Origin of the sequence: Rhizobium pisi (genome assembly GCF_003938655.1) — a bacterium.
GTDB classification, from domain to species: Bacteria; Pseudomonadota; Alphaproteobacteria; order Rhizobiales; family Rhizobiaceae; genus Rhizobium; species Rhizobium pisi.
This window is the reverse complement of the sequence record NZ_RJJT01000046.1, coordinates 1-12,756: the sequence shown is the minus strand read 5'-3', so window position 1 is coordinate 12,756 and position 12,756 is coordinate 1. Positions and strand designations below refer to the sequence as shown.

8 protein-coding genes and 2 pseudogenes are annotated in these 12,756 nt (G+C 59.5%); 3 read left to right on the top strand and 7 right to left on the bottom strand.

The window, feature by feature from the left end; all coding sequences use genetic code 11:
• Nucleotides 1–84 precede the first annotated feature (84 nt).
• Complete coding sequence (locus EFD55_RS32580) at nucleotides 85–576, bottom strand: hypothetical protein (RefSeq protein WP_183736911.1); 492 nt, start codon at nucleotides 574–576, stop codon at nucleotides 85–87.
• A 523-nt stretch (nucleotides 577–1,099) separates the two neighbouring features.
• On the opposite strand from EFD55_RS32580, the gene EFD55_RS32575 reads away from it, so the two are divergent.
• On the top strand, nucleotides 1,100–1,294 hold the full coding sequence (locus tag EFD55_RS32575) for a hypothetical protein (RefSeq protein WP_125851184.1): 195 nt from the start codon (nucleotides 1,100–1,102) through the stop codon (nucleotides 1,292–1,294).
• A 120-nt stretch (nucleotides 1,295–1,414) separates the two neighbouring features.
• Here the strand turns inward: EFD55_RS32575 and EFD55_RS32570 are convergent, their stop codons facing one another.
• From EFD55_RS32570 to EFD55_RS32555, 3 genes are all read right to left on the bottom strand, one after another.
• Complete coding sequence (locus EFD55_RS32570) at nucleotides 1,415–1,630, bottom strand: hypothetical protein (RefSeq protein WP_125851182.1); 216 nt, start codon at nucleotides 1,628–1,630, stop codon at nucleotides 1,415–1,417.
• A 1,355-nt stretch (nucleotides 1,631–2,985) separates the two neighbouring features.
• Nucleotides 2,986–8,523 (bottom strand): trifunctional serine/threonine-protein kinase/ATP-binding protein/sensor histidine kinase, encoded by a 5,538-nt coding sequence (locus tag EFD55_RS32560; protein ID WP_125851179.1) that lies wholly within the window; start codon nucleotides 8,521–8,523, stop codon nucleotides 2,986–2,988.
• A 779-nt stretch (nucleotides 8,524–9,302) separates the two neighbouring features.
• Nucleotides 9,303–9,941 (bottom strand): response regulator transcription factor, encoded by a 639-nt coding sequence (locus tag EFD55_RS32555; protein WP_125851177.1) that lies wholly within the window; start codon nucleotides 9,939–9,941, stop codon nucleotides 9,303–9,305.
• Nucleotides 9,942–10,486: 545 nt separating this feature from the next.
• On the opposite strand from EFD55_RS32555, the gene EFD55_RS32550 reads away from it, so the two are divergent.
• A complete protein-coding gene (locus EFD55_RS32550) occupies nucleotides 10,487–10,882 on the top strand; it encodes a response regulator transcription factor (protein ID WP_125851175.1) in 396 nt (131 codons plus the stop codon).
• A gap of 151 nt (nucleotides 10,883–11,033) precedes the next feature.
• Here EFD55_RS32550 and EFD55_RS32545 read toward each other — a convergent pair.
• A pseudogene (locus EFD55_RS32545) lies at nucleotides 11,034–11,440 on the bottom strand (glucoamylase family protein); the annotation flags it as partial.
• A gap of 137 nt (nucleotides 11,441–11,577) precedes the next feature.
• Here EFD55_RS32545 and EFD55_RS32540 point away from each other — a divergent pair.
• Complete coding sequence (locus EFD55_RS32540; RefSeq protein ID WP_125851173.1) at nucleotides 11,578–11,802, top strand: hypothetical protein; 225 nt, start codon at nucleotides 11,578–11,580, stop codon at nucleotides 11,800–11,802.
• A 104-nt stretch (nucleotides 11,803–11,906) separates the two neighbouring features.
• On the opposite strand, the gene EFD55_RS32535 is transcribed toward EFD55_RS32540, so the two are convergent.
• Complete coding sequence (locus tag EFD55_RS32535; protein ID WP_125851171.1) at nucleotides 11,907–12,356, bottom strand: hypothetical protein; 450 nt, start codon at nucleotides 12,354–12,356, stop codon at nucleotides 11,907–11,909.
• Nucleotides 12,357–12,432: 76 nt separating this feature from the next.
• Nucleotides 12,433–12,756: pseudogene (locus EFD55_RS32530) on the bottom strand (TetR/AcrR family transcriptional regulator); the annotation flags it as partial.

Genomic DNA, 12,756 nt, shown 5'->3' with positions numbered 1-12,756 from the left:
ACATCGTCGACCTGCTGCCGTTCAACTTCGCCAGAACCGAAGCCGCCTGACACAATACGATTCCAAACGTTGATCCGATGCCAATCAACGGGTTGGCGTCAACGTGCAGCGAAAATCGCGCTTACCGTCGAGGAGCTTTTTTTGTTTCTGCTCCGTGTCGAGCTCGCCGGCCCGCCGCTTTTCCAGGTAATCAGGCCGCTTGAGTGCCTCGAACTGCTTCTCCATGATTGTTGCGGCTTCCATGGCGGCGAGGATGGAAGCGATCCGGCCGTGGACTTCCAGGGACGCGGGCTGGTGGCCGGGTGTCTTGGCGATGACCACCTTCTGGATGGACTGCCGTACGATGTTGATGAACGGCTGCTTCGTTTCCGAGTCGGCGTGCTCGCGCATGTAATAGAAGGCGGAGTTGATGATCAGCTCGACTGCCTGCGGGCTGACTTCCGCCTTCAGCTTCTTGACCTTCTCCTCGAAATCCTCCTCGGCCGGTGCTTGCCTCAGCCGCGCTTCAAGGCCGGCGCGACGTTCTTCGAGTTTGTCGAGCATGTCATCGAGGGCGGCAAGACGCGGCCGGTGCATGGGGGACCCGCGTTGGGCTGCCTGCCATCAATGAATCTTTACGCCGGAGGGCACGGCATGGACGTCGGAAGATGCGGTCGGTTGGCTTCCGGCTGCCGCCGCCAATTTGCGGGGCCGGACGGTCGCATGACCTCTCCGGCCGTTGCCTCGCACTGAAAACTGAACTCCTTGATAGCAGCAATGGCAATGTCGATATCCTCTAGGACAAACGCCACTCTGCTGGTCGTCAATGGTGGACGATGCGAGCTTTTGGAAGGATATACAAGTAGATAGCATCCCTAGTGCTAATGTATCTCTTCACTGGCGGGTACTCAAATGCTCTACTGTGAGCGCCGTTTAAAGGCAACAAACCACCTGACCCTGCAGGGGCTCCTTTGCCGCCGCGGGGATGCGGGCCCTCTTCCTCTGCCGGGCTATTGACTAGCGTCACGAGCCTCGCAGATCCAAGAGCCGCCGAGCAGTCACATCTGATAGACCGCTCACAATCGACGAAAGTCGCTACCGCACCCGGAGGCAGTACACGATGGCAGCGCAAAGATATAGCCGTCGCAAGAACCTCAACATTTACTGGACGGTGTTCGATAAAGTCGTCGGACAGCCGGCCGTCATCAATGGGTTTGTCATGGACATGCTGACCGCCGAGGAGGCCGATAGCTTGGTAGATCTGCTAAATCGCGGCAACCAAGCGAGCCTCTGGTATTACGCCGAATGGTTTTAGAAGCAACCGGCTGCCGCATAGATGCGGTGAAGCTCGCGCCGCGGCATCTTCGTCGGAGCATCGATATGGTATGGAGATGGTTTGGAAGGCGGGAACATCGTTGGGTCTATATGCTGGACCTCAATTCCCGCCAAGAATATTGAGGGCGTCTTGCAATCTAAGGGCAGCCAGCGCCTTCGTTGCCTCGTCGGCGGGCCATCCGGCCTCCATTGCCGCCGACAGCAGGGTGGCCTCGGTGTGAAGCTCCAGCCTCTCATAGAGGGGCTCAAGCGCCTCTCGGGCGGTGACAAGATGCTCGTCTGGAGGCGTGATAGGAGTCGGAGATACCGTTGGCATTCTGCGTCCCTTCCTAACGGTTTTGGAACCTGATTGGCCATGATTCCAACGTCTAGTGAATGGCTGCCGACGCCGATGCGAACATGACCAATTTGGAGGGGCCAGCACTCATGAGCAAAGGGTAAAACAAAGAGTGCAGGTCCGCCATCATACTTGTGTATGCGCAAATTATACGGAGGCAGCACACAGGCGGGCTGCTAGGGAGCCATGCCCGGCTCGGCCACTCATTTCGAGCATGAAGCCCATACGTTGCTCCGTGCTCTCCTAGCGGCGCGCAAACGGCTTCCAAGGGAATGCAGTAACGCAGTCCAGGACGACGTTCTATCTGGTCGATGTCATCGGCCGTGGGAAGAGGAGCGCGCCGAAGGCATCTCATCGCGAGGAGCGGGTGGTGGTCTGATTTCTGGCAGCGGGCCTGGATGAAGGACACGTAAACCCCCGTATAAGTCGTCTCCTCCTCTTCGCTACCCGATCCTTCCTCAAGATCAATAGCAGGTCAAGCGGCGTCCTGTTACGGTCAGGTACTTCTCCCGCGCGGCAATGTCATCAAGCTCACGAAGGCGTTCATCACGCCTCGTGATGCCTGCATCAATAACAGACTTGAGGCCGGTTCACCAACGATAGGTGGCGGGCGAGCCGATGGGTCGGACCGTTTGCCTCTTCGTTCCTCCGCGTTCCTTCTAAGGATTGAGACCATGACACATGAACTCCACCGCATCCAAATCGAGCTGGTCCCATTGACGCTGTTTCCCAGCGCATATGGGGAAGCTGGGCCTTGCGCTCCGGGCTCTCCGCTCCACATGCCGCCAGATATATCATCATGGCCGCCTATGGACTTGGAGGCTCATTTGATGATGTTCTCCGTCATGCCATTCGAAACGATCAAGTTTCCCTGGGAACAAACTCTGCACGCCTGGAAATCTGCCTTTACCCTATACGTTACTGGAACCCAGTTCGGTCTTTTGTGCTACTCCGTCGGGCTTGTCCGCCTTTTAGACGACTTCGGGGATCTCCGTCCTTCAGTGATTTCCGTGACCACGCATTAAGCCGGAGCCGCGGCTTGGGTCCAGAATTGAGGATCATCGAGCTTGGTGCCTAGCACCTTTTAGCCGGTGCAGACTTGTTGATGCTCTCCGTCGCCTCGTCCAGTTTCCGGTCGCGCTATTTCGCACCGCGATCGATGCGCTTGTTGCTTTCGCCCCCGCCGCCCCCGTTGGCCCGATGACTGAGTCGTGAAGGTGAATTCAGCTTCGGCCGCACCTCAGGCGTCTCGTGATGGAGAAAGGGGCCGGGCCGACGGCCTTCACACTTCGACCTGCCCTGGCTGCGAGAGCTTCAGCCAGTTGTTGGTCCTATCAGTTTCCCAACATTGCCATTTGGTCGGCATGCTTTGCGTCAGCGGTTTCGTCTCGTTCGAGAGGCAGCGTGAACAGAAACACTGCCCCACGAGGTTCACTAGCGGTGGCCCACATCCGACCCCCGTGAGCCTCGATGATCGAACGGCAGATCGCCAGGCCCATGCCCATGCCGCTCGATTTGGTTGTGTAGAAGGCCTCAAAAAGACGGTCCATCGTCTGTGGGTCCAGGCCTGGACCCGAGTCGCGCACCTCGACGACCACGCCTCCTGAGGCCTCTGCCCCGGTGCTGATCAGCAGTTCGCGCTCGTCCTCATTGATGCCGCCCATCGCCTCGATTGCGTTCATGATCAGGTTTAAGATCACCTGTTGTAGCTGGACGCGATCTCCTTCCACCAATGGGAGGCCCGTCGCGAATTCTGTCTGCAGCGTGACGCCTTGTCGGAGCACTTCACTGCCGGTCAAGGCAATTACGTGACGAATGGCTTCATTGAGGTCGAACTGCTCCTTGCGAGCCGGCTCCTTCTTGATCAAAGCACGGATCCGGCCGATGACATCGCTGGCTCGATTGGCGTTCTCGGCGATCCGGCCCAGCGCCTGAGTCGCCTCCTCCAAATTGGGCGGATGGATGCCGAGCCAGCGCAACGCCGCCTGGGCGTTGGTGAGCGACGCGGCGAGCGGTTGATTGACTTCATGGGCGATGGACGCTGTGAGCTGGCCCATTGTGGCGACGCGATTTGCATGGGCCAGTTGCCCCTGCGCCTCGCGCAAGGCTTCCTCGCTCTCCCGTAACGCCTCTTCGGCCTGCCGCCGCTCCGTCAGATCGAGGACGAAAGAGACACCTTCGTTCCTGCTTTCTTCTAGCAGTGCACCGCCAATCAGCACGGGCAGCCGGGTGCCATCTTTCCGAAAATACTCCTTCTCGAACGGTTGGACTGCCCCCATCATCTTCAGCTCTGCGACGGTCCGTGCGTCGCGGTCGCGCCATTCGACCGGCGTCAGGTCCGTCCAGGATAGCCGACCCGAGGCAAGGTCCTCTCGGTCGTATCCCAACATGCGGAGGAACGCGTCATTGGCTTCAAAAATACGACCTTCGATATCCCAGATGATGATGCCGATGATGTTGGCCTTGACGAGGCGACGGAACTTGGCTTCGCGTTCAGCGAGATCGCGGTACAACCGGGTATTCTCCAGTGAGATTGCTGCCTGCGAGGCGAGCAGCTTCAGCACCGCGATCCGAGCTGGCGCGAAGACCCGAGGGGCGAGGTTATTTTCAAGATAGAGCACCCCGGTCAGTTGGCCCTGATTGAGCAACGGCGCACAGACAATAGAACGAGCATGGCGCTGACAAATATATGGGTCCGCGGCAAATGGATTCTGAGCTGCTGCGTCGTCGAGGACCACGGTTTCGTTCGCGCGCAAGACAAAACGAAGGAGCGATTGTGGCAGCGTAAACTCTGTGACGATCTCGTCGAGCATCTGCACCGCGACCGTTTCACCGCAAGTCGTGGCCTCCGCCGCGATCCGTGACTCACCGCCACGCGGCAGGATCAACAGGCCGCGCTCGGCGCCTGCCTGCTCAACGGCGGTGCGCAAGACCGTGTCGATCAGCTTTTGAAGGACAATCTCGCCTGACACGGCTTGCGAGATTTTGATTACGGTTGCGAGATCGAGTTGCTCGACCGGCGCACCAATAGTGCTTGTTGGAGTGGGACCGCGTTCGTCCCCTCTCAGGTCCGGATAGAGCTGGTCGAGTTGCCTCACCTTACCGTCGGCGCCCCAGCGTAAATAGCAACCTCGCGCGTTGCGGAGATAGAGACGAGTGAAGTCCTCGAAGCCTCCCTGAGCATAAAAGCGGGCGGCGAGTTCATATGCGAGGGCTTCATGATGAAGGAAGCCGTTGGTGCGCGCTGTGCGGATCGCTTGTTCGTAAAGGCGCACGGCGTCGATTTCGCGGCCTTCAAGGCGTGCTATCTCGGCGCCGACCAGCGCGGCGCGGTTTTCGAAGTTTTCTGGGCAATTCTTCGCATAGATCTGAAGCTGTCGGTGGTGGAAAACCAGAGCCTCCATATGCCGCGCCCGCTGGTCAACCATCGCATAGTCGCAGCACGCGGCGCGGGCCAGGGCACCGTAGAAATGATGCTCCGGCGTCTCTTCGAAATGCGCCACCGATGTCCATGGCAGCCTCTGCGCCCGCAATGACGCATCGACCGCCGCCTCATAGTCGCCCGCGAAGAACCGGGCCTGGAGTTTTCTGACGAAGTAGCAGGTTTCCGCAAGATTCGGATTTTCCGAAAACCGGCGTTCGGTCTCAAATTCGTCAAATCCGTCGTCGTCAAAGGAACCGAATTTCCGGGTCAACCCGCGCAGCGTCCGGACGAGCCCGAGCTGCGCGCTGGTGAGGTCTATGACGAACTGGAACTGCACCTTTTGCGCAAATGTGAGGCCAATCTCCGCTTGGTCTTGCACTTCCATAAGCGGATCTCCTGCCGCCAGCAGATTCGAATTCAAACTGGCATAGCTGTATCCGGCAAACGTCAGGTCGCCGCTCTGGTCGGCAATTTCAAGGGCTCGCCGCAACATGTCGCGGCCCATTCGGACATGTCTCGTCCATGGTATGACGTGAGCCCCAAAGTCTTTGTAAGTCCTGGCCTGAAAGCGCTTCAGATCGTGCTTCTCGACCAGTTGGCAGCCTAGCTGACCGAAGCGGAAACCGGCCTCATAGTCGCCGAAGCGCGGCCCGGCAATATAGCCAAGCGACACATAATGGTAGCAGGAGCCGTCGCTGTTGCCACGCTCGAGGCTCAGATTCACAGCCAGGCAGATTGCCATGCATGCCAGGTTCGCGTCGGTATGCCATACCGCCCCAACGAGCCTGGTGAGAATATCCAGCGCCGCGGAGGATGCTGGGTCGCTCATCAACGGCAGATCAATGAGATCCTTGATCGCGCGGCTCCCGAGCTGCGACCAGATCCGGTCGTATTCTCGTTGCACCTCCGCATCGGCCGGATGCGGCGACCAGTCGACGCCGAGATACTGCCTCAGGTAGTCGAGACCGACGTCTGCGGAGCGGCTGGTCTGCCCGAGCGCAGCATACAGATCAATGCGCAGGCAGGCGACAGCAGCCTGGTCGTCGGAGCCGACAGCACAACCGGAAAGCTGGGCTAACCGGTCCTCCGCATCCGGCAGCGCGCCAAGCAGGAACTCGCATTCGGCCCGGTTCAGCTCAAGCGCGAACGCCAGTTGGTGCTGGCGCTCCCAACGGTCTCCCGAAAGCATCATCGTGCCAGAAACGAAATAGTGCAGAGCGGAAGCGTATGCCGTCGAGGCCTTGGCGCGCTTGCCGGCCAGCAGATTGAACTCTGACAGTTGCTCGCGCTCCTCTGCCGAGGTGATCAGTGCGGCTCCGCGATTAAGCTGGCTGACAATCTCGAAGACACGATCGTCAATCCGCTCCGGCGTAGTATTCGCCGCAAGTAGTCTCCCTATGCGAAGGTGTAACTCGCCGCGTCGATCCTCCGGGATCAGCGAATAGGCGGCTTCCTGAACGCGATCGTGGACGAACCGGTACGTGCCTGCCAGACGCTCGAGCAGTTCGTGAGCGACGGCAGGCCATAAGGCCTCGGCGACTTGCTCCTCCGGGATCCCGAGCACGAGTGAAAGCACCCTGATATCTGCGGTGTTTCCAAGACAGGCGAACTGCTGCAACGCCTCCCGCGTTTCGGGCGGCTGACGCGCGAGCTTGCCGACCATGAGGTGCACGACGTTGTCGGTATATCCCTTGGAACGAATGCGCTTGAGATCCCAGGACCAGCATGCCGCGTCATGATCGAAGGTGAGCATCCCCTCTTCCGCGAGCGAAAATAGGAACTGACGGACAAAGAACGGATTGCCGCCGGTCTTGTCGTGCATCATTTGTGCGAGTGGGGCCGCACGATCGGGCTGACAGTGGAGCGTATCCGCGATCAACTGCTGGAGATAGTCCTTAGTGAGCGGCGCAAGCGCGATCTCCGCGACCTTGCCGCCCGCGGTCTTGATCACGTCAAGCGTCCGCATCAGCGGATGGGTGGCGGTGACTTCGTTGTCGCGATAGGCGCCGATCAGCATGAGCTGTTGCAGATCGGACCGGGTCAGCAGATCCTCAAGCAGATCGAGCGTCGCGGCGTCAAGCCATTGGAGATCGTCGAGGAACAGCGCCAGCGGATGTTCGGGCCGGGCAAAGACACTGATGAACCGCCGGAAAACCACTTGGAATCGTCGTTGCGCGTCCTGTGGTGGAAGTTCCGGGACCGGGGGCTGGTCGCCGATGACGAGCTTCAATTCGGGGACGAGATCGATCACCAGCTTTGCGTTCGGTCCCAGCGTCTCGCTCAGCGCCTCGCGCCACGGTGCCAAGTCCGCCTCGCTCTTCGCCAGGAGTCCCTTGAGTAGGCCCTGAAAGGCCTGCGCCAGGGTCGCATAGGGGATGTCCTGTTTGTACTGGTCGAACTTGCCGGACGCGAACAGCCCGCGCGGCGGCACCAGTACCTTGTGGAGTTCGTTGACCACCGCCGACTTTCCGATGCCGGAATAGCCAGAGACCAACACTAACTCCGGGGCTCCGCCCAGCACCACGCGGTCGAAGGCAGCGAGCAAGGTCTCGACCTCATGCTCCCGCCCGTACAGCATTTCGGGAAGCAGCAGCCGGTCTGCGATATCGCGCTCGCCGAGCGGGAATGCCTCAATCCGCGATTCCATTTCCCATTGACGGAGGCAGCGGCTCAGATCGTGCTCGACGCCGCCTGCCGTCTGGTATCGTTCCTCGGCCGTCTTGGCGAGGAGCTTCATGACGATGGCTGAGACTGCCTGTGAAACATCCGCCGCCCGCTGGCTGGGAGGCATCGGCTGTCGTGCAATGTGGCAATGCACCCATTCCATCGGGTCGGAAGCGGCAAAGGGCAGGCTCCCGGTCAGCATTTCGTAAAGTGTCACGCCGAGCGCATAAAGGTCGCTGCGGGAGTCTATCGAGCGGTTCATGCGTCCGGTCTGCTCAGGGGCCATGTAGGCAAGCGTTCCCGCGATCACTTCGGGCGGCTCGAGCGCCTGCCGTTCGCGGGAGAGGCGTGAGGCGATGCCGAAGCCGGTCAGCCGCACCTCGGCGCCCGTGCCCGTTACCAGTATATTGGCCGGTTTGATGTCCTTGTGGACCAGGCCGCGCTGGTGGACTCTGCCGAGCGCAGCGGCGATACTGATCGCGAGGCGCAAGAAAAGTCCCGTTTCCATTGCCGTTCCGAGCCGCCGGGCGAGCGGCTCGCCGCCCGGATCTTCAAGCACCAGCATGGTCCGGCCGCCTTCGCGCACCAACTCAAGCGGTCGCACCGCCCATGCGCTATCGAGCTCATCCTTCAATCCGTATTCATGGTCGAGGCGACCGAGGCTTGAAGGTGTCGGGTACTCGAGGGCCGAAAGCACGATCAGCACCGGGTTCGACTTGCCGTCGGCACCCCGGCGCCATTGCCGGTGGAACACGCGATCACCGGCCTCCCAAAGAACCTCCAAACTCCCATCTCCACCAACGCCGAAGAAAGAGGATGTGCCTGCTTGCCGACTTCGTCATCTCGCCTGTCGCATCTGGCACTGCCACTTTCGTTTCGGAGATCCGTCCGGTCAAATTGGCCAAAGCGAGCACATATGACGAACCAGCAACCACTTCCCCACCTTCTTACCACATCTCGCCTGTTCGTCCCAACAACGAGCGGCCATCACCCGCCGTTCGATACGTGGTCTACCTCTACGAAAGACCGCCCAGCGGCTGCTGGGCGGTCGGGCGGGTCGTGGACCCGCAGAGCTTCGGATGGAGGAGCGCCGAAGCTTGTTGGTAGCAACGGGGGGATTCGCTACCTGTCTCGCGAGGCAACGAGTAGAGTCTAGCGATGGAAGGGACGACGGGAAATTATACTATGGTTTCGTCTTTGCGATACTTTGGAATACCGGCAAGGATACCCGTCAGCGAACTTCTGCTCAGCGACTCATGTCGGCGAAGTCATCCTAGGCCCCGACAATGACTGGGGCGATGGTTTGAGCTACTCCACCGCGCGCGTGGGTGCCGTCAGTTGCGTGTCGGTGTTGAAGTCGAAAGTGTCATGCCGGGACTGAGGCCAAAAAGAAGCCTCCCGCAGGTGGGAGGCCAAGGCGGGCCGATCGGTAGCGATCCGGCCTGGGAGGAGGGGAGGAAAGGAACGCGCACGATAGAGGAGGGCTCCCGCCGGGGCTATTGGCCACCAGGAAGGATCGATTACCAATGAGGAGGGGGTGACCTATACGGGCAGCCAAGACCTTTATGAGTTCGTTTGCGTCTTTCCTGGCGCGAGCATCAGCTTGTCAGCCATACGCGCGAGTTCGGGCAGGGATCTGGTGCCCATCTTCTGCATGACTTGGCTGCGGTGAACCTTCACGGTAATCTCGCTCACGCCTAGAGCGCTGGCAATCTGCTTGTTGAGCCGTCCGGTCACCACCAAAGCCATCACCTCGCGCTCCCGTGGGGTCAGGCTGGCGAAACGAGCGCGCACCGTCGCCAGCGCCTTTTCATTTTCAAGCCATTCGCGGTCGCGCGCCAAGCCGATATGAACGGCGTCGAGCAAGTCCTGGTCTCGGAAGGGTTTCGTCAGGAACTCGACCGCACCCCCTTTCATTGCCTTGACAGACATGGGAATGTCGCCGTGCCCGGTGATGAAGACAATCGGCAACTGAATATTTTCTCGCACCAGCTCGAGCTGAAAATCAAGGCCGCTTTGTCCCGGAAGCCGGACATCGAGCACGAGACAGGTCGGTCCATCGGGTCGCCCGGACTTGAGGAAGTCGCCCACGGAAGCGAGGAGATTGACGGCAAAGCCGACTGAACGCAGCAGACTGCCAAGCGCCTCCCGGACCTCGGGGTCATCATCGATAACAATGATGGTCGCTAGCGCCTCGGTCAATCGTCTGAACCCCCAATGTGAATCGACGTTGGGATAATTTACTATCTACGCCTACTGGCCATGCGATGAGAAAACGAATGCCGAAAATGGGTTTCCTTTCGCACGCCACAATGCGCGATAATTACCCCGGCCACAAGGGTGGATGCGGGCGGTCGCTGAGGGCGTTTTGCGCATCCTGGAGCCTGCCAGCGTCGCCGGCAAACGAACCACTGTCGGAGCGTCAGTTGGTTCGGGAAGAGTGGGCAGCCTGCAGTACGGCTCTCCACTCTTTTGGCGCGGCACATTCGAGATGACCGTCCTCCAACCCACATTTTCTGCATTAACGAACTTCCCGCGCGCGTATGGCTCCGTTTTCGCAGCGCGTCGGTCTCCTCATCTCCATGTTCCGCGCGTTTAGATTCCCAGCTCGCCGTAGAACGTTTAGACAGCGTATACGAGCGTATAGCTTGCGATGCCTTTGTCGCGGTCCGATAATAAGCCCATCCAGCAATTGCGCCATAACGCCAATTAGGCGCGACGCCAATCGGCGAAGTCGGGATGCGGCAATGCCAACCAACAAACCTCTGATTGCGATCGTCGACGACGACGAGTCGATGCGGGAGGCTATCAAGGGGCTCATGAGGTCGATGGGATTTGACGCCGAGACCTTTTCATCCGCGGATGATTTCTTGAGATTCCCTAATATCCGCCGCACGGCCTGCCTCGTGACGGACATCAATATGCCCGGAATGAGCGGGCTCGATCTGCACCGCCGGCTGGTCGCGCTGGGCAAGAGCATTCCGACTGTTTTGATCACCGCCTTTCCGGAAAAGAATGTGCGCGCGTCTGCGTTCGGCGCGGACGTCATCGGCTGCCTGACAAAACCGTTTGGCGAACAGATTTTGCTTGATTGCATCCGTTCTGCGCTGGCTCTCCATAGCGAGGGCGAAAGCGGTTCGTGAGGTCGCAAAGAGCCAACGGAATCTCACATCAGACGGCTTCGACGAAACCCCGACCTCTCGGCTTCGATCCGCCGCAGCAGGTCAAGGGAACTTAGGCGAGGTCGGCACCACTGGCAGGCGCGGGAACGCCGGTGATCGGAGCGCATCCAATCTAAAGCCACCCCCCTGAAAATCCCGCGCGACGCAATCCGATCACCAGGGGCTTGCATCGACGCATGATGTTCCAGAGCAAGCCGGTCCGGTAATTTTCGATCATTAGCACCACGGACCTTGGTCGATGCCAAAGTGATAGGGACTTACCCACCATCCGGTGAGGCTGTTTTCCACGGCATAGGTCTGGTTAAATGACGGTTTGAAACCGTAAAGCCGCGTCATGCCAAGCTTCATTCGCGCAAAGTTGAGGACTGTCGGTACAACGATCTCCGGCGCGAACGGCAGCGAGGCGACAACAACCCATGGCGCGGCGGTACCATCGTCGGGTCCGAAGGGCGCGCCTCGGGCGTTGTAGTCGAAGAACTCCCGGTCGACGCCATTGATCGCGCGCTTACCCCAACCTGGGAGCGGCTAAACCAATGGAGGAAATGAGCATGCCTAGAATTCAGAAAGGCTTCCCTGAGTATAATGGACCGAGACCGCGCTTGGGACTAGCCTGAAAGGTGACAATTGAGATGTCCACAACCCAAGGAAGGCGCAGTATGACTGACACGCTGGAGCAGGATGATCCTGCCATCGAAGAACTGATGAAAGATGCAATAACCAGCTACATGCTGGACAATTTCGAAGTCGAGGATCGGTTGAAGGCAGCCGTCCAGAAGATGGCCGTTGAACTGCTTGCGGAAGAGCTGGCTGCTCTGAGGGAGAAGGTTGCGAAGGCGAAGTCGTCGTATATCCAGGCTGGAGATACGTTGACAGCGGCCTAGGCTAGGGTCGGTCGGATTCCCAACCTCGGACAGAGGAGGTGTTCTGCGAGCGCTGTACCCGATCCTGGGCACTAGCGCGATTTGCCACGGAGATCTGCGGCATCCTATCGTCCGGTAGCCAGGTGCCCTTTCGCCAATTCTGCACGGCAAGCCTCACCAAAATCGAGGAGAAAGTTCATCGCGCCGGAACGGGCAAGATCCCGGATTTCAGAGAGCGAGCGATTGGGCGTCAAATAGGTCTCGACGATCCTTGCCATCGCCAGTTCGGCTGCGTCCACGACCGGACGGGACGAGATCAGACGCATCTGGGCGACCAATGCATAAAGCAGCACGAGGTCGGAAACGTCGTCCTTCTGGTGGCTTAGTGCGTCACCGAACAGCCGTGTGGCCTCGGCGATGAAATCGGAGAATAGCTTTTCGCGCTTGGCAATCTCGACCTCGCGATATTTTTCCCGCACCTGTGATCGATGCGTCATCCACGTGCTGGCAAACGAGGTCAGGCTGCCGATCGCAATGCCGGCGAGACCCATCAGAGCAGAGATGTATGCGTCCATGAGATTTCTCCTCGCGGAACGAGCCGGCGCGCGTACCACGTAAATGACAGGGCGGGTGGCTGATCAGCCCCGGGTCCTATTCGGCGGGCGGAGGCCCCACCCACACGCCGTCTGGCACTTCCGGGATACAATTCGCCAATCCGTCGAGCATGCCTTGCAACACGCCTTCGCTCAGCTCTTCAATCTTGCCGCTGGGGCCGACGAGGCTGTCTACCAGCAGCAAAGTCAGTCCATGCATTTGCGACCAGAATATTAGAATGGCCCCATCGATCGTACGTGCGTTTGCCGCCGTGTTGGGAATGAGGCGCCCGAGAGCGCCGTCGCATATTGCCTTGACTACAAGGGCTTTCATGCTGTGGGCTGCAGTTCTTTCGATTGCAGGGCGCCCGTTGTCTTGGCC